11 protein-coding genes, 11 tRNA genes and 2 rRNA genes (1 of these 24 running past the window's edge) are annotated in these 22101 nt (G+C 49.8%); all 24 read left to right on the top strand.

The window, feature by feature from the left end:
• A 23S ribosomal RNA gene (locus NSQ80_RS18425) occupies positions 1 to 1011 on the top strand; it begins 2051 nt to the left of the window's first position.
• A 139-nt stretch (positions 1012 to 1150) separates the two neighbouring features.
• A 5S ribosomal RNA gene (gene rrf, locus NSQ80_RS18420) occupies positions 1151 to 1267 on the top strand.
• A 5-nt stretch (positions 1268 to 1272) separates the two neighbouring features.
• A tRNA-Asn gene (locus tag NSQ80_RS18415) sits at positions 1273 to 1345 on the top strand.
• Between the two features lie 66 nt (positions 1346 to 1411).
• Positions 1412 to 1503, top strand: a tRNA-Ser gene (locus NSQ80_RS18410).
• Positions 1504 to 1519: 16 nt separating this feature from the next.
• Positions 1520 to 1594: transfer RNA gene (locus NSQ80_RS18405), tRNA-Glu, on the top strand.
• Between the two features lie 27 nt (positions 1595 to 1621).
• Positions 1622 to 1697, top strand: a tRNA-Val gene (locus NSQ80_RS18400).
• 16 nt (positions 1698 to 1713) lie between these two features.
• Positions 1714 to 1787 (top strand) — tRNA-Met (locus NSQ80_RS18395).
• 35 nt (positions 1788 to 1822) lie between these two features.
• Positions 1823 to 1899 (top strand) — tRNA-Asp (locus tag NSQ80_RS18390).
• Positions 1900 to 1925: 26 nt separating this feature from the next.
• Positions 1926 to 2001 (top strand) — tRNA-Lys (locus tag NSQ80_RS18385).
• A 16-nt stretch (positions 2002 to 2017) separates the two neighbouring features.
• A tRNA-Gly gene (locus NSQ80_RS18380) sits at positions 2018 to 2092 on the top strand.
• A 9-nt stretch (positions 2093 to 2101) separates the two neighbouring features.
• A tRNA-Arg gene (locus NSQ80_RS18375) sits at positions 2102 to 2178 on the top strand.
• A gap of 30 nt (positions 2179 to 2208) precedes the next feature.
• Positions 2209 to 2285: transfer RNA gene (locus NSQ80_RS18370), tRNA-Pro, on the top strand.
• A gap of 12 nt (positions 2286 to 2297) precedes the next feature.
• Positions 2298 to 2371, top strand: a tRNA-Gly gene (locus NSQ80_RS18365).
• Between the two features lie 335 nt (positions 2372 to 2706).
• The gene (ppc, locus tag NSQ80_RS18360; RefSeq protein ID WP_339300286.1) at positions 2707 to 5508 is read left to right on the top strand and encodes a phosphoenolpyruvate carboxylase; all 2802 of its coding nucleotides are present in this window, start codon (positions 2707 to 2709) and stop codon (positions 5506 to 5508) included.
• A gap of 268 nt (positions 5509 to 5776) precedes the next feature.
• Positions 5777 to 6352, top strand: a complete 576-nt coding sequence (sigW, locus tag NSQ80_RS18355; protein WP_009226542.1) for an RNA polymerase sigma factor SigW — start codon at positions 5777 to 5779, stop codon at positions 6350 to 6352.
• Between the two features lie 143 nt (positions 6353 to 6495).
• Positions 6496 to 7116 carry a zf-HC2 domain-containing protein gene (locus NSQ80_RS18350; RefSeq protein WP_260071138.1) on the top strand — a complete coding sequence of 207 codons (621 nt, stop codon included), beginning with the start codon at positions 6496 to 6498 and terminating at the stop codon, positions 7114 to 7116.
• A 252-nt stretch (positions 7117 to 7368) separates the two neighbouring features.
• Positions 7369 to 8199 (top strand): diadenylate cyclase CdaA, encoded by an 831-nt coding sequence (gene cdaA, locus NSQ80_RS18345; protein ID WP_009226540.1) that lies wholly within the window; start codon positions 7369 to 7371, stop codon positions 8197 to 8199.
• On the top strand, positions 8192 to 9580 hold the full coding sequence (locus tag NSQ80_RS18340) for a CdaR family protein (protein ID WP_260071137.1): 1389 nt from the start codon (positions 8192 to 8194) through the stop codon (positions 9578 to 9580). The genes cdaA and NSQ80_RS18340 overlap by 8 nt, the downstream gene beginning before the upstream one ends.
• Positions 9581 to 9681: 101 nt before the next feature.
• The gene (glmM, locus tag NSQ80_RS18335) at positions 9682 to 11022 is read left to right on the top strand and encodes a phosphoglucosamine mutase (protein WP_339300284.1); all 1341 of its coding nucleotides are present in this window, start codon (positions 9682 to 9684) and stop codon (positions 11020 to 11022) included.
• Positions 11023 to 12037: 1015 nt separating this feature from the next.
• A complete protein-coding gene (gene glmS, locus NSQ80_RS18330) occupies positions 12038 to 13870 on the top strand; it encodes a glutamine--fructose-6-phosphate transaminase (isomerizing) (RefSeq protein WP_339300282.1) in 1833 nt (610 codons plus the stop codon).
• Between the two features lie 676 nt (positions 13871 to 14546).
• Complete coding sequence (locus NSQ80_RS18325; RefSeq protein WP_339300280.1) at positions 14547 to 16055, top strand: restriction endonuclease subunit S; 1509 nt, start codon at positions 14547 to 14549, stop codon at positions 16053 to 16055.
• A gap of 16 nt (positions 16056 to 16071) precedes the next feature.
• Complete coding sequence (locus tag NSQ80_RS18320) at positions 16072 to 17595, top strand: class I SAM-dependent DNA methyltransferase (RefSeq protein ID WP_339300278.1); 1524 nt, start codon at positions 16072 to 16074, stop codon at positions 17593 to 17595.
• A complete protein-coding gene (locus NSQ80_RS18315; RefSeq protein ID WP_083791530.1) occupies positions 17552 to 18916 on the top strand; it encodes a restriction endonuclease subunit S in 1365 nt (454 codons plus the stop codon). The genes NSQ80_RS18320 and NSQ80_RS18315 overlap by 44 nt, the downstream gene beginning before the upstream one ends.
• A gap of 18 nt (positions 18917 to 18934) precedes the next feature.
• A complete protein-coding gene (locus NSQ80_RS18310) occupies positions 18935 to 22072 on the top strand; it encodes a type I restriction endonuclease subunit R (RefSeq protein ID WP_009226533.1) in 3138 nt (1045 codons plus the stop codon).
• The last annotated feature ends 29 nt before the right edge of the window (positions 22073 to 22101 follow it).

Raw genomic sequence — 22101 nt, 5'->3', positions numbered from 1 at the left:
GTGAACCGAAGCCCCAGTAAACGGCGGCCGTAACTATAACGGTCCTAAGGTAGCGAAATTCCTTGTCAGGTAAATTCTGACCCGCACGAATGGCGTAACGACTTGGGCGCTGTCTCAACGAGAGATCCGGTGAAATTTTAATACCTGTGAAGATGCAGGTTACCCGCGACAAGACGGAAAGACCCCATGGAGCTTTACTGCAGCTTGATATTGGACTTGGATACGATTTGTACAGGATAGGTGGGAGCCTAGGAAGCCGGAGCGCCAGCTTCGGTGGAGGCGCCGTTGGGATACCACCCTGATCGTATCTAGGTTCTAACCTGGTACCGTAATCCGGTACGGGGACAGTGTCAGGTGGGCAGTTTGACTGGGGCGGTCGCCTCCTAAAGAGTAACGGAGGCGCCCCAAGGTTCCCTCAGAATGGTTGGAAATCATTCGAAGAGTGCAAAGGCAGAAGGGAGCTTGACTGCGAGACTGACAAGTCGAGCAGGGACGAAAGTCGGGCTTAGTGATCCGGTGGTACCGCATGGAAGGGCCATCGCTCAACGGATAAAAGCTACCCTGGGGATAACAGGCTTATCTCCCCCAAGAGTCCACATCGACGGGGAGGTTTGGCACCTCGATGTCGGCTCATCGCATCCTGGGGCTGAAGTAGGTCCCAAGGGTTGGGCTGTTCGCCCATTAAAGCGGTACGCGAGCTGGGTTCAGAACGTCGTGAGACAGTTCGGTCCCTATCTGTCGTGGGCGTAGGAAATTTGAGAGGAGCTGTCCTTAGTACGAGAGGACCGGGATGGACGCACCGCTGGTGCACCAGTTGTTCCGCCAGGAGCACAGCTGGGTAGCTAAGTGCGGACGGGATAAGCGCTGAAAGCATCTAAGCGTGAAGCCCCCCTCAAGATGAGATTTCCCCGTATGTAAGACCCCTTGAAGACGACAAGGTTGATAGGCCTGAGGTGGAAGTGCCGTAAGGCATGGAGCTGACAGGTACTAATCGGTCGAGGGCTTATCCAAAAAATAAAATGCAAATCTAGTTTCGTATCCAGTTTTCAAGGATTCAACCTTGAACCGATTTTTAGCTGCAAGCCTTTTATAAGGTTTGATCTTTTGCTGAAGCGGAAAGTGCGGAAGTAAAAGCAGCGCAAAAATCTTGTTTGGTGGCAATGGCGGAGGGGTTCCACTCGTTCCCATCCCGAACACGACCGTTAAGCCCTCCAGCGCCGATGGTACTTGGACCGAAGGGTCCTGGGAGAGTAGGACGCTGCCAAGCAATGTTCCCCGATAGCTCAGTCGGTAGAGCACTCGACTGTTAATCGAGTTGTCACAGGTTCGAGTCCTGTTCGGGGAGTCTATCCTGGAAGGAAGGATATATGTTTTGCATATTTCCTTCTCTTCCGGGGAAACCAACTCTTATGGAGAGGTGTCCGAGTTGGCCGAAGGAGCACGATTGGAAATCGTGTAGGCGTCACAAGCGTCTCGAGGGTTCGAATCCCTCTCTCTCCGCCAGCAAGGACTTGAATATGGCCCGTTGGTCAAGGGGTTAAGACACCTCCCTTTCACGGAGGTAACAGGGGTTCGAATCCCCTACGGGTCACCATCTCTTTTCTTTAGTCATCCCAGATCTGGAGGCTTAGCTCAGCTGGGAGAGCATCTGCCTTACAAGCAGAGGGTCGGGGGTTCGATCCCCTCAGCCTCCACCATACTTCTTATTACTGACGCGGGGTGGAGCAGCCCGGTAGCTCGTCGGGCTCATAACCCGAAGGCCGCAGGTTCAAATCCTGCCCCCGCAATTATCCTCTTCAAGAGGATGGCATTATTCTCGTGTGGAGCCGTGGTGTAGAGGCCTAACATGCCTGCCTGTCACGCAGGAGACCGCGGGTTCGAATCCCGTCGGCTCCGCCATTTATCTTCTTAGTTAAGACTTGTACGAGCCATTAGCTCAGTTGGTAGAGCACCTGACTTTTAATCAGGGTGTCGAAGGTTCGAGTCCTTCATGGCTCACCAGTTTCATATTTATTATGCGGACGTGGCTCAGCGGTAGAGCATCGCCTTGCCAAGGCGAGGGTCGCGGGTTCGATTCCCGTCGTCCGCTCCATCTTAATACGCGCCCTTAGCTCAGCTGGATAGAGCGTTTGACTACGAATCAAAAGGTCAGGAGTTCGAATCTCTTAGGGCGCGCCACTTTTTCAATTTCATATTTCACCTTATTGACGGGATGTAGCTCAGCTTGGTAGAGCACCTGGTTTGGGACCAGGGGGTCGCATGTTCGAATCGTGTCATCCCGACCATCTCTTTAAGGTGCGGGTGTAGTTCAATGGTAGAACTCCAGCCTTCCAAGCTGGTAGCGTGGGTTCGATTCCCATCACCCGCTCCATACATAACAGCAACATCATCGGATAAGATGATGTTTTTTGTTATAATTTTAACCTTATTACCATTGCGGCCTTCCTCCCGGGTATAAAAGTTTTCTATCGACGCCTTATACCCTTGCGTTTTACTGCTTTACCGTGTTAAGGTAAGTAAAGTTGCGACGGAATCGAATCCGCAGTCATAGCGTCCAAGAATTTCTTACAAATTAAGTGAAGATTTTCAGGTCAGTTTGTTGTATGATGTTAGGAAACGCTTGGCGCACGTCATTAGGTCTAACCGACAAAGATCATGACCATGCTGAATTTAGCATGCTGCATTGGGATGAAAAGGGGGAGAAACATGACAGAGTTAACGGTTACCGCAGGTAAAGGCAACTCGAATAACCTGCTTCGGCGCGACATTCGTTTTTTGGGCAATATTCTAGGAGAGGTCCTGGTGCATCAGGGCGGCAATGAGCTCTTGGATATTGTCGAGAAGATACGTGAAGCCAGTAAATCCCTGCGGGCTGTATTTTTACCGGAGTTACATGAAGAGTTTAAGGGAATGATCAATTCTTTAGAACCCGGCATCCGTCATCAGGTGATTCGTGCATTTGCGATCTATTTCCAATTAGTGAATATTGCGGAGCAGAACCACCGCATTCGCCGTAAACGCGATTATGAGCGTTCTGCAGGGGAAGAGGTTCAGAGCGGTACGATCGAGGCCGCTGTCCGCGATTTGAAGGAACAGGGTTTTAGTTATAGCGAAGCTCAGGAGCTCCTGAGCGGCATGTCTCTGGAGCTGGTCATGACCGCCCACCCAACGGAAGCGATGCGCCGTGCGATTCTGGACATCCACAAACGGATCGCTGACGATGTCATGCAGTTGGATAACCCCACGCTGACCTTCCGCGAACGGGAGCAATTGCGGGAGAAGCTGCTTAACGAGGTCATTACCCTTTGGCAGACCGATGAATTGCGGGATCGCAAGCCTACCGTACTGGATGAGGTCCGAAATGGGATGTACTATTTTCACGAAACCTTATTCCATGTGCTGCCTGAGGTTTATCAAGAACTGGAACGCTGCCTGACCAAATACTATCCAGAGCACTACTGGCACGTCCCAACGTACTTGCGCTTCGGCTCGTGGATCGGCGGCGATCGGGACGGGAATCCTTCGGTAACCTCCGACGTGACCTGGGAGACGTTGCGGATGCAACGTAAACTGGCGGTGCGCGAATATCAGCGGATTTTGTCCGATTTGTTCAAGCACCTTAGCTTCAGCACCACCATCGTGGACGTTACGGACGAGCTGATGGCTTCCATTCAGCGGGATCGCCTGCAAGTGACCCTGCGCAAAACGCAGCAATGGAACAACGAGAAGGAACCTTACCGTATTAAGCTGACGTATATGACGGAGAAGCTGCACAATGTTCTGGATGATAGCACAAAGGATACGCCAGAGCGTTATCCAAACGTAGAGGCATTTATCCAGGATTTGAAAATCATCGACCGCAGCTTGCGTCATCACTACGCAGACTATGTGGCGGATACGCATATCAAGAAGCTGATCCGTCAGGCGGAGCTGTTTGGCTTCCATACTGCCACGCTGGATATCCGTCAGCACAGTAAAGAGCATGAGAACGCCATGACGGAAATTTTGGCGAAAATGAATATTGTGGAGAACTATGCCGAGCTGGAGGAGCAAGAGAAGATTCAACTGTTGGAACGGTTGTTAAACGACCCGCGTCCATTAACTTCTCCTTATCAGGATTACTCGGAGAGCACAAGAGAATGTCTGGACGTATATCGTACGGTGTATCAGGCGCAAAAAGAATACGGCACACAGTGTATCACCAGTTACCTGATTAGTATGACAGAGGCGGCCAGCGATATCCTTGAGGTCATGGTCTTCTCGAAAGAAGTAGGCTTGTTCCGTAAAGAAGCGGACGGTACCGTCGTTTGCACGCTTCAATCGGTTCCGCTGTTCGAAACGATCGACGATCTGCACGCCGCACCAGGCATTATGCGTCAGTTGTTCAGCATGCCGATTTACCGGGAGTCGGTGGCGGCGATGAACGAACTCCAGGAAATTATGCTCGGCTACTCCGACAGTAACAAAGACGGCGGCGTAGTTACAGCAAACTGGGAGCTGCGCGTAGCCTTGAAACAAATCACAGCGACGGCCAATGAATTTGGCATTAAGCTGAAATTCTTCCACGGGCGCGGTGGCGCGCTTGGCCGCGGCGGCATGCCGCTCAACCGCAGCATCCTTGTGCAACCGCCGGAGACGATCGGCGGCGGTATCAAGATCACGGAGCAAGGCGAAGTGATCTCGTCACGTTATTCCTTGCGTGGTATCGCGTACCGCAGCTTGGAGCAGGCGACTTCGGCGCTGATCACCGCAGCGATTCAAGCGAAGCTGCATCAAGATCAAGGGCCAAGCGCAGAAGAACAACGCTGGGAAGAGATCATGAGCGGCATTTCCGAGACATCGCTTCAAAAATATCAGGACCTGGTTTTCCGAGAGCCGGATTTCTTGAAGTTCTTCCGTGAGTCAACGCCATTGGTCGAAGTGGGTGAGCTGAATATCGGCTCCCGTCCATCCAAGCGGAAGAACAGTGATCGGTTTGAGGATTTGCGGGCGATCCCTTGGGTGTTTGCCTGGACGCAAAGCCGGTATTTGTTCCCGGCATGGTATGCGGCTGGAACCGGCCTGTATAATTTCTATCAAAATAATGAAGAGAACCTCAAGGTTCTTCAGGATATGTATCAGAACTTCTCGTTCTTCCGCACGGTGATCGATACCTTGCAATTTGCGTTAAGTAAAGCGGACTTGGTCATCGCGAAGGAATACGCCAAGATGTGCAAGGATGATGAAGTGAGGGAGCGGATCCTGGGTCAAATTGAAGAGGAATTCCATTTGACGCGGGAAATGGTGCTGAAGATTTGCGGGATTTCAGAAATTTTCGACAACCTTCCTGGCCTGCAAGAATCAATCCGATTGCGTAATCCTTATGTTGATCCGCTGAGCTATTTACAGGTGCAGCTGTTAACGGAATTGCGGTCTGCGCGTGAAAAAGGGCAGGATGATGCCGAACTGTTACGTGAAGTGCTGCTTACGATTAACGGAATTGCTGCCGGACTCCGGAATACGGGCTGATCCATTATTGGCTCAGGATGCCAAGCCAGACCTTCTTCATAAGAAGGTCCGGCTTTTTTGCTGTTGGCTTGGCTGGATGTATTGCATTTTGGGATAAGTTGCTTTAACATTTGAATGAAGTGCCGACGACTGGAAGTACCCTTTCAAGGATTTAATGGTCAGGATTCGGATCAAGGACGACCTATTGCATTGCCTTAGACCAAGGGACGAATAGCCGGACAGGCAGGGTACAAGTACCTGAGCCCTTCCAACCGATTTGGGGGAAAATATGGTGGTGGAACATTTCGATGCAAGACTGGTGAAGCTGGCCCGTAAAGGGGATCAGGAAGCCTTCGCCGAACTTGTTGATCTATATAAGGATAAGCTTTATCATCTCGGATACCGGATGCTGTCCAACCGGCACGAAGCGGAAGATGTCGTGCAGGAGACGTTCTTAAGGGTACATAAAAACTGGAACCGCTACGACGATAAACAGAAGTTCTCAACCTGGATTTACCGGATCGCGACGAACTTGTGTATTGACCGACTGCGTAAGCGGAAGCCAAGTTATTACTTGGACGCGGAGATGAACGATCAGGATGGCTTGGACGGATACACTCTGATTCCTGGGGATGAACGGACACCGGAAACGGAATACTTGCTGTCGGAAACGCAGCTAACGATTCATCAAGCGATCGAAGGCTTGCCTGCCAAATATAAGTCGGTGATCGTGCTCCGTTATTTGCAGGAACTGTCGCTGCAGGAGATCAGCGAAGTTTTGGATATGCCGGTGACCACGGTGAAGACGCGGGTTCACCGCGGACGCGAATTTTTACGTAAAAAACTGGAGCATAAAATGCTCTGAAATTTGGGCTCCGCCCGGGGAATTATTTTTTGAAACGAATTCTGCACCATTACGTATTGTAAGGTAGGATGTAGGACGACTATGATCTTAGCCGTGCCTTCCGCATTTCGCATAGATTGATACTACTGAAAGGATTGGCTGATATGGAATGCAAACATGCCTCATCTTTGATGCATGATTATCTGGACGGCGAATTAAGCCGCGACCAAGCCGAACAGCTGAAGCAGCATCTAGACGAGTGTCCGGATTGCCTCAAGGAATTCAGGGAATTGGAACGAACCGAAATGATGTTGTTTGCCACCATCAAGCAGCATAGCAACATCTCGGCTCCCGATGAACTGGTGAACCGGATCATCAGTCAGATTCCAAGTCAACCCAAACAGCAGGCATGGATCCAGTGGATCAGACGCCATCCGGCGTTGACAGCGGCAGCAATGTTCTTGCTGGTGATGTTATTCAGCGCGGTATCGCTTTGGGATAGCGACGATCAGCTGGTCGTAAAAGGAGCGGGTCTGGATCAGGTCATCATTCAGGGCGATACGGTCACGGTACCAAGTGACGCCGTGATTGCCGGGAACTTGACCATTGAGAACGGGAAAGCCGAAATCTATGGTGAAGTTCAAGGCAACCTAACCGTAATTGATGGCTCCTATTACCAAGCCTCCACGGCGCATATTTCGGGCGAAGTTAAACAGATCGATCAAGCGCTGGACTGGATCTGGTACCGGATCATCAATACGTTTACGGAAGTCGCCTCTAGGTGATCGTAAGGCGATAATGAGTTTTTGGGCGCCCTTCCATCGGGAATTGGCGCTTTTTTTATTTTTTGGGACCAGGTAAAAATTTGCAATCGTTACGAAATGAACCTATTTTTGCTGGACGCTTGCATCTGACATGTGAACGTTATAACCTAGTATTTAGGGGAAACTTATAGAGACAGGCGTGAATGAAGCTGTACATATTGTTTCCTTGTTGGCGGGCCAAACGTCCGCAAGGAACTTTCCGGGGGTCGCAGCATGAACTATTTTGCGAATTTGACTTGGCAGGATACCATTAAGGATGTCATCGATATCCTAATTGTTACCTATATAATATATCACTTGATTTTGCTTGTCCGCGGAACACGGGCCGTTCAGTTGCTCAAGGGAATTTTAGTTCTGGTCTTTATTTGGGCCGTAAGTACCTGGTTCGACTTGTATACGCTGAAATGGCTGATGAATCAAATGTTTACGTTTGGCGTGCTGGCGATCTTCATTATTTTCCAACCGGAGCTTAGACGTGCGCTGGAGCAGCTTGGCCGGGGCAAGCTGTTCGGGCGAAACAGCGCGGACGAGGAAGAGTTTGGCAAAGAGATCGGTGAAATTATAAAAGCCGTGAATTATTTATCGCGCCGGAAGATTGGGGCTCTGATCGTGTTTGAACGCGATACGGGGTTAAATGAATATACCGAATCGGGAATTCCGATGCAGTCGATTATTTCTTCGCAGCTGCTGATCAACATCTTTATCCCAAATACGCCGCTTCATGATGGAGCCGTGATTATTCAAGGCCACCGGATCTCTGCGGCCGCCTGTTATTTGCCGCTGTCGGAGAATCCGTTCATCAGTAAGGAGTTGGGTACAAGGCACCGGGCAGCGATCGGAATTAGTGAGGTCGGAGATGCTGTCTCGATCGTCGTGTCGGAGGAGACGGGACAAATTTCGCTTGCGATTGACGGTCAGGTCGTCAGGGACATTAACGAGGAGTCGTTGATTTCCAAGCTGTATGCGGAATTAGGTCCGAACTCGCGCACCCAAGACAAGCGCAGCCCGTTCCGTAGACGGAAGGAGGCCGACAAAAATGGATAAATGGCTAACTCACAACAATTTTGCCAAGGTCCTTGCGCTGGTGTTTAGTATCATGTTGTGGGCGATGGTTCATTTGGACAGCGGGACTCCCGTAGACTCCACTACCTTGGCGCAGTCGCGTTACATCGACAACGTCAAAATCGAAGTGACCGGATTTGACGAGGACAAATACGTTTTGTACGATCTGGATCCCAGCACCGTGCGTATGGAAGTGAAGGGGAAACGGATCGATTTGACGACGAATTTCTCGGATTATAAGGCGAGGCTAAATCTGGAAAATCTGGGACCTGGGACATTTACCCTTCCTTTAACCCATGAGCTTCCTCCTGGGGTCCAACTGGTCTCCATGGAACCCTCCATCGTAAAGGTAACGATTGAAGCGAAGGAAACCCGGACGATTCCCGTGACCATTGTCACGAAAGGGGAGCCGGCCGACGGTTTAGTGCTTGGGACGCCAATTGTTGCCGGGAGCGGCACCGTTGATGTGACCCTGCCGGCGAGTGAGGCGCAGGAGCTGAGCAAAGTCGAAGGTACGGTGGATGTGACGGGACTGAAGGAATCCGTTAAAGGCAAAAGTGTCAAACTGACAGCATATGATAAGCAAGGGATGCCCATGGAGAATGCGAAGATTTCACCTAGTTCCGTGGTTGTAGACATCCCAATCAATAAGCTATACAAAAATGTGCCGATCGAAATACGCAAAACCGGGCAATTACCTTCCGGATACGTCTTAACCGATGTGGATATTGACGTAGAGGGAGTCGTTCTATACGGTACAAAGGAAGCGTTGGAGGGTATATCCTCCTATCCGTTGACGGTGGATCTAAGCCGTTATAACGGTTCGAATGAGACTAAATACTCGGTGGACTTGACTCCTCCAAAAGGTTTTGAGAAAATCGAGCCGAGCTCTGCCACGATCACATTGCATGTAATGCCCGGAGGACAGAAGCAGCTGGACGACATCCCGATCACGTTGAAAAATGTCGGATCCATGTACGATGTCAAGTGGATCCGGCCAACTGAGCCGAGCTTGAGTCTGACAGTGATTGGGGCCAGCGTGGTGTTGGACGCGCTCCAGCCGGAGAACATTCAGTTGACCGCTGATCTTGCACATCTGGGGGCGGGGACGCATACGATCCCGATTGAGATTAAATTGCCGGAGGGTGTGGCTCTGGCCGACCCGAACACTTCATTGTCCGTGGACGTGGAGCTGACGGAGAAAGGAAATCCAACCTCCGGTGTTCCTGTGGAGCATCCAAATCCGTCAGACGGTACACAAAGCCCAGCCGGTAATGGATCATCGCATGGATCGCCATCTCATCAAGAGGATGGAAGCAATGCGACAGACGACGATACCTCAGGGAACGGTAATGGCACGTAACATGAACATAAGCAGACAACGACGAACATAGACCGGTCAGACGCCTCCTGGGAGATGAGGAGAACGGTGCGGTACTGGCAAACAGTTGAAGGAGTGAAATCATGGGGAAGTATTTTGGAACGGATGGCGTAAGAGGAATTGCGAATAAAGAATTAACAGCAGAACTGGCTTACCAGATCGGCCGCTGCGGCGGTTATGTGCTTGCAGGGCAGGTACCTAAGCCCAAGGTTGTCATTGGTATGGATACGCGTATTTCCGGCGTAATGCTGGAGTCTGCGTTGGTGGCGGGGCTGTTGTCGATTGGCGCCGAAGTAATTCGACTTGGCGTCGTGACGACACCTGCGGTTGCTTATCTCACTCGCTTGCTTAAAGCGGACGCGGGCGTCATGATTTCCGCATCCCACAATCCGGTGGAGGATAACGGGATTAAGTTCTTCGGCAGTGACGGCTTTAAGCTGTCGGATGAAACGGAGCTGCAAATCGAAGAACTGCTCGACAAGGCTGTCGACGAGTTACCGCGGCCGATCGGCGGCGACTTGGGGACCGTGACGGTGGACAATGAATCGAAGCTGAAGTACCTTGAGCACTTGAAAACGACGATCAACTCCTCGTTTAAAGGGCTGAAGGTGGTGCTGGATTGCGCGAACGGGGCGGCCTATGAGCTGGCACCAAGATTGTTCCGCGAGCTGGGAGCCGAAGTGCATACGCTGGCAGCTGAGCCTAACGGGCTCAACATTAACGATCATTGCGGATCCACGCATCCGGAGCGGCTGAAGGAAGAAGTCGTTCGACTTGGCGCTCATGTAGGGCTTGCGTTCGACGGCGACGCGGACCGGTTGATTGCGATTGACGAGCTAGGTCAAGAAGTGGACGGCGACTATATCCTGTGCATCTGCGGCGATGCGATGAACAAAGCCGGTAAGCTGAAAGACAGCACGATTGTCTCGACAGTGATGAGTAATTTTGGCTTCTATAAAGCGGCCAAGAAATTGGGGCTGGCTACCCAGCAAACTGCAGTAGGCGACCGCTATGTTATGGCGGAAATGCTGCGCGGCGGCTACAATCTGGGCGGGGAGCAGTCCGGTCACGTGATTTTCCTGGACTACAATACAACCGGGGATGGCATTTTGACGGCGATTCAGTTGGTCGATACGATGCTGGCTTCCGGCAAGCCGCTTAGCGAGCTGAAGAAGGTCATGAAGCAGTATCCGCAGGTGCTGGTGAACGTTCGCGTACAGGACAAGAGCAAGTTCGCGGGTAACGCTGTGATTGCTGAAGCGATTGCGGAAGTAGAGCAAGAATTGGGCGATAACGGGCGCGTGCTGGTTCGGCCGTCGGGAACGGAATCCCTCATCCGCGTTATGGCCGAAGGGCCGGAGAAAGCGGAGCTGGAGAAGCTGGTCGCGCAAATTGTAGAGGTTGTAGAGAAGCAGTTGGTGTAACGACCTGATTGTTTGGTTCATGATATAGGACTTTGAGAACCGCCGGACGGGTGAGGATGCCTGTCGGGCGGTTTTTGCTAGGGAGAGGGCGTCTGTTTGGCTCTCTTTTTGACGATTATCCGGTTGCATCAGGTTGAGGAGAGGTGAAAAGCAGGTGCAACTTAAGGGCATTAAATGCCTCATTCGGGTGCGTATTCACCCAGATCTGAACGAAAGGGATCATGGTGCAAAGTGTCGGGCGAAAAGGGAAATGAAGGGCGAATAAGGGACATTAGAGCCTTAAGTTCCATTAGGGTACAGGGGGACAAGCTCGACGGGAGAAGGAATTCCCGTTTTTTTCTAGGCCAATAGGGTAAAAAACACGGTTCGACGAATCAGGACAAGATGATCATTGCCAAATCGTGTGAAGGTGCATATAATTAAGCATATTCGAGCAGAGAAAGTGAGGGTAGTTAGGTTTACCGGATTTTAAGCGCCAGAACTTCATTGTGCGCGTTTCGTTTGGACCGATTTAGGAAATCGGCGCGATCAAGGGAACGTTGTTGAGAAGCAGGGGCGGAAGGCTGGCTTGCAGCGACAACGGTGAATCCTTGAGGCGTTATTATCGGTTCAAGCGTACGGCAAAGCGAAGTTGACGAGGTGGAGGTGTTCGGAATGTTCGGCGGGGGCCTCCCGGTGCTGCATCGCACCGTAACCGTATCGGCAAAAGGATGGGGCGACCTTTCCCACAAACCGTGCGGGCAGATGGATAATCACATTCATAGATCGTTCATGAATGTACGTAAGCAAGTGACGCGGAAAGAGCCGCGGTAGACGGAGCAATCTGGACATTCGTGAAAAAATGAATGAAAGTTGCGTAACGTTTGAGTGATGATCAATCTGTTGATGATTGGTTGGATATATTTTTTTACAATTGAATAGTTCTGTCTCGGTGTACCGCGTAAGGCTTCTTCCGTGTTTCATTTCTTACGGCCAAAAAACCATCTTGTAAGAATGAAACGGAGGATAAATGATTATGTGTGGTATTGTTGGATACATTGGGAATCGGGATACGCAGTCGGTGTTGCTTGAGGGATTAAAGAAACTGGAGTATCGCGGGTACGACTCCGCAGGGATTGCTGTGTTTACGTCGGAGGGTCTGAAGATTGCAAAATCGCTCGGCCGTCTGGCGAACCTGGAATCCAAGCTGGAGGATGCACCGCTCAAGGGTTCGGCCGGGATTGGTCACACCCGTTGGGCTACGCACGGCAAACCGTCTGACGTGAATTCTCATCCGCATACCGATCATACCCAGAAATTTTCGGTCGTGCATAATGGGATCGTCGAAAACTATCTGGAATTGAAGGAAGAGCTGATCAGTCAAGGGTATGTCTTTGTTTCTGAAACGGATACGGAGGTCATTTCCCATCTGGTCGCTCGCGAGTATCAAGGCGATATCGTGAAGGCGGTTCAGAAGGCGATCAGCTATATGCGCGGCGCTTTTGCACTTGGGGTGCTGACGGAGTATGAACCTGACAAACTGGTGGCTGTCCGTCAAGCTAGCCCGTTGATCATTGGTCTTGGCGAAGGCGAGAACTTTATCGGCTCCGACATTCCTGCGTTGTTGAATTACACGCGGAACGTCTATATTTTGAACGATGGCGAGATGGCGGTGCTGACGAAGGATTCTGTCGAACTGATGACCATTGAAGGGAATTTTATTTCTCGGGAAATGATTCGTGTCGATTGGGACGCTGTCACCGCAGAAAAAGGCGGGTTCGATCATTTCATGCTGAAGGAGATCCACGAGCAGCCGAAGGCTTACCGGGACACGATGCTGGGTCGGATCGACGAAAGTGGACGCAAAGTCGTGTTGCCTGGCTTGAAACTGACGGACGAGAAGATCCGCAGCCTGAGAGCGATTCATATCGTTGCTTGCGGTACGGCATATAACGCCGGTCTGGTCGGCGGGTCAGCGATTGAGCAACTTGTACGCATTCCGGTGATGACCGATGTCGCTTCGGAATATCGTTATCGCTCGCCGTTGATTACACCGGATACGCTCGTGATCGTTGTCAGCCAATCGGGCGAAACGGCCGATACGTTGGCAGCACTGCGTGAAGCGCAAGCAAACGGTGCCCATGTGCTGGCGATCACCAACGTGGTTGGCAGCTCGATTGCCCGCGATGCAGACGATGTGATCGCTACGCTCGCTGGTCCGGAAATCGCCGTCGCTTCGACGAAGGCGTATACGTCCCAGTTGATTGCCTTTTACCTGCTTGCTCTGTACATGGCTCAGGTTCGCGGTACGCAAAGCGAAGATCAAGTGGCTCATGTGATTGCGGCCATGCAGTCGCTGCCGGAGCAGGTGGAAAGCATGCTGGCTCAGGCCGATGTGGTGAAGGCTTATGCGGAGCAAATTGCTAGCAATGAGCATCTGTTCTTTATCGGTCGCGGTCTCGACTATTCCGTCGTGCAGGAAGGTTCGCTGAAGCTGAAGGAAATTTCCTACATTCACTCTGAAGCGTACGCTGCCGGTGAGTTGAAGCACGGCACCCTGGCCTTAATCGAAGAAGGCGTTCCGGTGATTGCGCTGGCAACCCAGGAATCTGTGCTGGAGAAAACCGTCAGCAACATCAAGGAAGTAAAAGCGCGTGGCGCAGAAGTCATGGCGATCACGCACGAGGAGCATGTGCCTGACCTGCTGAAGTCGGTTGACCAAGCGCTGTCCATTCCGAAGACGCTGCCGCTGCTGACACCAGCCCTGTCGGTCGTACCGCTCCAATTGCTCGCTTACTACGCTTCCCTGGCTCGCGGCAACGACGTCGACAAGCCACGGAACTTGGCGAAGAGCGTGACGGTGGAGTAAGAGGAAATAAAATTGGTGCTATCTATAACAAGTAATTAAAGTCGCCACAAGGATTGTGAAGTCGATCTAAAGATTATGGAGTCGGTATCAAAAAGCCTAGGAAACTCAGAGTCACTCCTGAGTTTTCCTCGGCTTTTTTCATTTTTGTTGCTGTGATCCCTAGCTAATCCCTTGTTTATTAATTTTCTCCAGTTTTCCAACAACACCATTATCCGAATTCATCATTTCACTGGTTTTCGCATGTTAATCCACTATGATTCTTATCACTCGTGATGAAACCGGAATTTAAGACGAGAAGATACAAAACTAAGTGCGGCAAAGAGTTTCTCGGATTTTTCGTAGTTTTTTACGATGCAATCTTAACGAAAATATCCCGTAATCTGTAAATTAAAAATGTCCAGAGCCAATAAAAAATTCAATCAAATTCCCGGTGAATACTGAACTGAATTTAGTATTGAAATACTCGATTTATCCGTGGTAGTATTTGGGTAGAAGTTATGTTGATCAAAAGGGACTAATCCCGAATCTTCTTGTTATAAATTTCTCGATTATAAAATAAGGAAGTAACCTAACTTTTATCTTGAAAGAAGGTGATAAATTGATTGAATCGTTCTGGAATATCTGTCTGCTCCATGATATATCAACACGTGATCAGTTGCTTCGCGAAGCCATTCGAGTGAAACGGACGCAACAACTTCTGGAACAGCAACAGTTGGCCGAAACGGAGCTAATGACAGAACCTGAGAAGCTGTTTCAGTGGATGAAGGAACGAGCCTTAGACAAAGAATTAGGCCATTTTCCCGGCGATCGGGATTTATTTTATAAATTATACCATGCAGGCAAGGATATGGACTTGTTGGAATACGCCATGCTAACCATCCAACAAGATCGTGTTACAGGGAGCATTGTCGTCCATCCGGGAATCGTCGAGCGGTTTGTCGATCAGTGTGAGCGACATGGTTGCACGAACATCCTGTTTGCAGAAGCTGAAAAGTATATCAAAGGACTTATCGAAACGAAATGTTACCATCGACCATGGACAATCACATTGTTAACGGAAAACTACATCATCGGCAGATTGTTCAAAACGTATTTCGAGCCCTATTCCAATATCCGCATCGTTCAAGGGTCCATTTATCAACCGTTGCCTGCAGAACATCAATTCGAAGCGATCCTGGCGATGCCGAATTTTGGTATGAAGATGAACGATGACGATGTCGCGGTTCGGGAATCCGAAGGCGCAGCGGCCAGCTACCTCCTTCCACTCTTGCAAGACGGCGGGAGATTGAGCGTGACCTTTCCTGCACGGATGCTGTTTCAATCCGGCGCGATCGCCAGCTGGCGGAAGAAAATGAATGAACAGGCGCCGGTGCAAACGATCTATTCGCTTCCGGACGGCTTGTTTCGTCCCTACACTTCTATCAAGACCTATCAGGTTGACTTCGGCAAAGTGCCTGTGAAAGAGGTGATCCTCGGGCGACTCCATATGGAGAAGTCAAAGCTTGTGGGGGAACGGGAGATTACCATCCATCCGGATCGGTTCCGAGAGCTGGATCATTGGCGAATCGAACTGCTGCTGGATGAAGATCAGGATATACTTCGTTCGTTTCAGCAGGCGGCAACCCCGAAAGTGAAGTTGCGCGATGTGGCAGAAATTTTTCGGGGAAAATCGATTCTTAAGCAGGATCTAAAGCCCGGGAACATTAAGGTGCTGAATATATCCAATCTGGATGACGGCGAAGTGCTATTGGATCAGCTTGAAACGATTGACGAGGAAGAGCGGAAAGTGAAGCGTTACGAGATTCTCCCAGGCGATCTGGTTATGACATGCCGCGGCACCGTGATCAAGCTGGCTGTGTTTCCGAAGACCGAAGGGGTGGTCATCGCCTCATCGAATATGATCGTGATCCGATTCAAGTCGGCAATCAAGAGCCATTTTGCCAAAATGTTTCTGGAAAGCCCTGTTGGAACAGCCCTTATTCAAAGCTTCCAGCGGGGGACGACTGTAATGAATCTGAACCCGGCGGATGTGGCGGAATTGGAATTGCCCATGGTACCAGAAGACAAACAGCAAGTATTAATACAGAATTATATCCGGGAGAAAGAAAGATATAAAGAAGTCGTTCGGGAAGCGGCGAACCGCTGGGAACAAGTAAAGAGCCAGTTATACGAGCAACTCTACTGAGGAGGAATTTAGGATCATGGCAACAGCGAACATTGGATTCGAGGAAAAATTATGGAGCATGGCCGATAAACTGCGCGGCAGCATGGATGCAGCGGAGTATAAGCATGTAGCGCTCGGCCTTCTATTTCTGAAATATGTGTCGGATGCATTTGAAGAAAAATATGAAGCATTGAAAAATGAACCGTATGCCGATCCGGAGGACCGGGACGAATACGTGGCAGAAAATATATTCTGGGTACCGAAGGAAGCACGCTGGAACCATATCAAGGATAACGCGAAAAAGCCAGAAATCGGGCAGATCATTGATAATGCGATGATTGCCATCGAGAAGGAAAATCCATCGCTGAAAGGCGTGCTGCCGAAAGATTATGCTAGGCCGGCACTGGATAAAACCCGCCTTGGCGAAGTAATCGACCTGTTCTCGTTCAAAGTCGGCGATGAAGAGAGCCGTTCGAAGGATGTTTTGGGTCGGGTATATGAGTACTTCCTTAGCAAATTTGCTAGCGCGGAAGGCAAGAATGGCGGGGAATTCTATACCCCGAACAGCGTTGTGCGCCTGCTCGTCGAGATGATTCAGCCGTTCAAGGGCCGCGTATACGACCCCTGCTGCGGGTCCGGCGGCATGTTCGTTCAGAGTGAGAAGTTTGTAGAGGAACATCAGGGGCGCATCGGCGATATAGCGATTTATGGGCAGGAGTCGAATCCGACAACGTGGAAGTTGTGCAAAATGAACCTCGCCATTCGCGGTATCGACGGTAACCTTGGCGAGCATCACGCAGATACGTTTCACAATGATTTACATAAAAACCTGAAGGCCGATTACATCTTGGCGAATCCGCCGTTTAATATCAGCGATTGGGGCGGCGAACGGCTGACAGAGGATGCCCGCTGGACATATGGAGTGCCTCCCGCTGGGAACGCCAACTACGCCTGGATTCAGCATATCGTGAACAAGCTTGCGCCCAGCGGTGTTGCCGGTTTCGTACTGGCGAACGGCTCCATGTCGACAAGCACGACGGCGGAGTTCGAGATTCGCAGCAAGTTAGTTAACGCCGATTTGGTGGATTGCATCGTCACCTTGCCGGGGCAGTTGTTCTACTCTACGCAAATTCCGGTTTGTCTCTGGTTCATTGCCAAAAATAAAGCGCCAAAGGGCTTTCGGGACCGCCGTGGTGAAATCCTGTTTATCGATGCCCGCAAAATGGGGCATATGGTGGATCGCACACATCGCGAATTGAGCACGGAGGATATCCGGAAGATCGCCGACACGTACCATGCATGGCGCGGTCAGGCGGAGGTCGGAGCATACGAGGATGTGAAAGGCTTCTGCAAAGCGGCGAAACTTGCAGAGGTACAAGAGCACGAGTATATCCTGACACCTGGGCGTTATGTAGGCATTGAAGATGTGGAAGAAGACGGAGAACCGTTCGAGGATAAAATGGCGCGGCTGACAGCAGAGCTCGGGGAGCAGTTCGCCAAGTCCCGGCAACTGGAGGATGAAATTCGCAAGCGGCTTGGGGGGATTGGGTTTGAGTTTTGAGACATGGAATAATGTCATGCTCGGTGATGTTGTTGATATCATTAGTGGTGGTACCCCTAAAACAACAATCACTGAGTATTGGGAGCCTGAAGAAATAGATTGGATCACTGCGAAAGATGTTTCAGAGTGTGAAAACCGAACTATAAGAAAAACTAGTAGGAGAATTTCGAAAAAAGGACTTGAAAATAGCTCGGCAAGAATTTTAGAACCATTAACCACAGTCTTGATTGCACGTGGTGCAACAACTGGCAAGGTTGCATTGAGTTCTGAAGGCATGGCGATGAATCAAACGTGCTATGGATTGCAAGCGAAAGAGGGGAACGACAAACTTTTTATTTATTATTTGATGCTTTCAAGGTACAACAGTTTTCGGGCAATTGCGAATGGTAGTATTTTTGAAACAGTTATTGGATCAGGAATCAAATCTATACAGTTAAACATACCAACTTTCCCAATTCAACAATCAATAGGTAAAATTCTTGGGGCTCTTGATGACAAAATCGAACTCAACAACGCCATCAACAAAAACCTTGAAGAAATGGCCCAAGCTCTTTTTAAGCGGTGGTTTGTGGACTTTGAGTTTCCGAATGAAAACGGTGAACCATATAAGTCCAGCGGCGGCGAGTTTGAGGAAAGCGAGCTGGGATTAATCCCGAAGGGGTGGAAAGTAGTTACTATTGGTGATTATTGTAAAGTTAGATCTGGATTTGCATTCAAAAGTAGTTGGTGGCAAGACGAAGGTATTAAAGTTATTAAGATAAAAAATATAATAGGTAATACAATAAATTTACAAGATACTGATTGTGTAGATGAAGAAAAAATGTTGAAAGCTTCTGAGTTCTTAGCGAATCCTGGAGATATTCTTATAGCTATGACAGGAGCAACTGTGGGGAAAATTGCCCTAGTTCCACGTACGAATGAAGCATTACTCATAAATCAAAGGGTCGGGAAATTTTTTCTAGGAGAAAATCCTTTCAAGAAAAACGGATTTTTATATTGTTTATTAACTCAAAAAGTAGTATTCGATCAAATTGTTTCAGTAGCTTCAGGGAGTGCTCAACCGAATATTAGCCCTACAGGAATTGAAAGTATTAAAATATTGCTTCCTGACCCAAAAACGCTAGAATACTTTAATGAAATAACAGGTTCAATGTTGAAGAATATAGTAGAGATCAATTATGGAAATAAAATATTAACCCAAATCCGAGACACTCTTCTTCCCAAACTCATGTCTGGTGAGATTCGTGTTCCTGCTGAGCAAGATAACATTACAAACGATTTGCCAATGATTGCGGAGAGCAATTTAACTTATCAACCTTAACGTAAAGGAGGTGCAACAATGGCTTACTATTCCGTATCTTACACAGAGAGTGATTTGGAGCAGGCAGCGCTGGAATGGTTCGAGGAACTAAATTACGAGAAAGCTTACGGCCCGGATATTTCTCCCGAAGGCGAGTATCCTGAACGGCAATTTTACCATGACGTCATCCTGAAAGACAGGTTGCGTGATGCGCTCATTCGCATCAACAAACATGTGCCGCGTGAAGCAATCGAGGAAGCGATTCGGGTCATTGAAGTGCCGCGCAGTCCCAGCCTGCTGATCAATAACAAGGCGTTCCAGAAGATGATCACTGACGGGATCGATGTACAATACCAGGCAGCTAATGGTGAATATCCGACGGAAAAAGTATGGCTGTTCGACACCGACCCGGACCGGATCGACAACAACGATTTTCTGGTCGTCAACCAGTTTACCGTCGTCGAGAATCAGGGGGAAAAGCGACCGGATATTGTCGTGCTCGTGAACGGTTTGCCGATCGCCGTATTCGAGTTGAAAAGCGCCTCCAACGAAGAAGTCGGGATCAGCGATGCCTACAACCAGGTGCAGACATACAAAAGCACAATCCCGTCCCTCTTTACCTATAATTCGTTCTTGGTCATCAGTGACGGCGTGAATGCCCGGGTCGGCACGTTGACAGCCAATGAAGACCGGTTCATGATGTGGCGCACGATTGACGGCTATGACGTGGCTCCTTCTTCCCTGCCCCAGCTCGAAGTGCTGATTAAAGGAATGTTTGAAAAAAGTCGGCTGCTCGACATCATCAAGCATTTCGTGTTGTTTCAAACCGATGGGGAGCAATTGTTCAAAATATTGGCGGGATACCACCAATACCACGCTACCAACAAAGCGATTGCAAGTACGGAACGTGCGACGATGGACGAAGGGGATCGCAAAATCGGCGTAATCTGGCATACGCAAGGCTCCGGTAAAAGCTTGTCCATGGTATTCTACGCTGGCAAACTCGTGCTGACGCTCAACAACCCGACGATCGTCGTGGTGACGGACCGGAACGACCTGGACGATCAGTTGTTCAGCACGTTCAGCAAGTCGAAGGACTTGCTCAGGCAAACGCCTCAGCAAGCGGAGAATCGGGCCCATCTGCGCGAACTGTTGTCGGTGGAGTCGGGCGGGATCATTTTCACAACGGTCCACAAGTTCACCCCTGATGAAAATGAAGATAAGTATCCTGTGCTTACGGAACGACGCAATGTGATTGTGATCGCAGATGAAGCCCATCGCAGCCAGTACGGGTTTCAGGCGGAAATGGTTGCCGGGGAAGACGGGGCGACAATCAAGTATGGCTATGCCAAGTATATGCGCGATGCGTTGCCGAACGCTTCCTTTATCGGTTTCACCGGAACACCGGTAGAGTTGACAGACAAAAATACGCCTGCCGTTTTTGGTGACTACATCGATATTTACGATATGACCCGAGCCGTAGAAGACGGAACCACGGTCAGAATTTATTACGAAAGCCGTATTGCCCGCCTGGAGTTGTCGGAGGCTGAGCGCCCGGTCATTGACAGCGAGTATGAGGAAATTACGGAGTATCAGGAATACACGCAGCGGGAGCGGTTGAAGTCGCGTTGGGCGCGGCTAGAAGCATTGGCCGGTGCAGAGAAGCGGGTCAAGAAAGTCGCACAGGATATCGTTGAACATTTTGAGCAACGGCAAAAAGCCGGTTTTGGCAAAGCGATGATCGTTGTGATGTCGCGTCGGATCGCTATTGATATGTACAAAGCAATTGTGTCGCTCCGGCCGGATTGGCACAGCGATGATGATAACGAAGGCAAAATCAAAATCGTCATGACCGGCAGTTCCAGCGATCCGGAAGAATGGCAGCCGTTTATCGGCAACAAGCGGCGTCGGGAACATTTGTCCAAACGGATGAAAGATGTGAACGATCCGCTGCAGATCGTCATTGTCCGCGATATGTGGCTGACCGGGTTTGACGTGCCGTGCATGAACACAATGTATATCGACAAGCCGATGAAAGGACATAACCTGATGCAGGCGATCGCCCGCGTGAATCGGGTGTTCCGCGACAAGCCGGGCGGTCTAATCGTCGATTACATCGGCATAGCCGATTTGCTGAAATCGGCACTTCAACAATATACGGAAAACGACCGTAAAACTGCCGGCATCGATACGGACCAAGCTGTTGATTTTATGCTGGAAAGGCTTCAGCTTCTCCGCGAATTGCTCCATGGGTATGACTACAGTAAATTTGCTTCTGAGAAAGCATCCGAACGGATGAAGGCAATTGTTGAGACGGTCGATTACGTACTTGGATTGGGTGAGGAGAGCAAGCGGAACTTCTTGAATTGGACGACGGAATTAGCAAGAGCATTCTCGCTCTGCGCGACAACTTCCGCCGCGGAGGAAGTCAATGTCGAAATCAGTTTCTTCAAAGCGGTTAAATCAGGGATTATTAAGTTGATAACTGACGAGAACAGGAAGAAAACGACGAAAGAACTCGACGCCGAGCTGAATCAGCTCATTTCGAAATCGGTCGTATCCGATGAAGTTGTCGATATTCTGGAAGCTGTTGGCTTGCAGAAACCGAACATCGCGATACTATCGGATGAGTTCCTGGAACATGTGCGCGGATTGAAGCAGAAAAACCTAGCGGTGGAATTGCTCCGCAGGCTGCTTCAAGGAAAAGTGAAGGCTATTTCCCGGACCAGTATTGTACAATCGAAGAAATTCTCAGAGATGCTGGAGGAAGCAATTCGGAAATACAACAACCGCACCATCGAAACGACGCAAGTTATCGAAGAACTTATCCAGATGGCCAAAGATATGAATGCGGCTGTCAAGCGCGGCGAAGATCTCGGTCTGATCAAAGAAGAACTGGCCTTCTATGACGCGCTTGCGTCGAACGAATCGGCCAAGGAACTGATGGGCGATCTCATGTTGAAGCAGATCGCACATGAGCTGACCCAAGCGATAAAGAGCAACATCAAGGTCGACTGGACGCTTCGTGAGAATGTACGGGCTCAGATGCGAATTACGGTCAAGCGGTTATTGAAGAAGTACGGTTATCCGCCGGATTTGGAGAAAATGGCGATTGATTTGGTGCTTCAACAGGCAGAATTGATGGCGCAGGCCGAAACGGAAGAATTCAAATATTAACACACCTAGGCATAGCTAACATGAATTGT

The organism is Paenibacillus sp. FSL K6-2441, assembly GCF_037964765.1.
GTDB classification, from domain to species: domain Bacteria; phylum Bacillota; class Bacilli; order Paenibacillales; family Paenibacillaceae; genus Fontibacillus; species Fontibacillus phoenicis.
Note: the sequence above shows the minus strand (reverse complement) of the source record. Positions and strands in the feature narration are given on the sequence as shown.

Coding starts and splice junctions, on each gene's coding strand:
- ppc (WP_339300286.1), top strand. CDS start 2,707: ATGACAGAGTTAACGGTTACCGCAGGTAAAGGCAACTCGAATAACCTG.
- sigW (WP_009226542.1), top strand. CDS start 5,777: ATGGTGGTGGAACATTTCGATGCAAGACTGGTGAAGCTGGCCCGTAAA.
- NSQ80_RS18350 (WP_260071138.1), top strand. CDS start 6,496: ATGGAATGCAAACATGCCTCATCTTTGATGCATGATTATCTGGACGGC.
- cdaA (WP_009226540.1), top strand. CDS start 7,369: ATGAACTATTTTGCGAATTTGACTTGGCAGGATACCATTAAGGATGTC.
- NSQ80_RS18340 (WP_260071137.1), top strand. CDS start 8,192: ATGGATAAATGGCTAACTCACAACAATTTTGCCAAGGTCCTTGCGCTG.
- glmM (WP_339300284.1), top strand. CDS start 9,682: ATGGGGAAGTATTTTGGAACGGATGGCGTAAGAGGAATTGCGAATAAA.
- glmS (WP_339300282.1), top strand. CDS start 12,038: ATGTGTGGTATTGTTGGATACATTGGGAATCGGGATACGCAGTCGGTG.
- NSQ80_RS18320 (WP_339300278.1), top strand. CDS start 16,072: ATGGCAACAGCGAACATTGGATTCGAGGAAAAATTATGGAGCATGGCC.
- NSQ80_RS18315 (WP_083791530.1), top strand. CDS start 17,552: ATGAAATTCGCAAGCGGCTTGGGGGGATTGGGTTTGAGTTTTGAGACA.
- NSQ80_RS18310 (WP_009226533.1), top strand. CDS start 18,935: ATGGCTTACTATTCCGTATCTTACACAGAGAGTGATTTGGAGCAGGCA.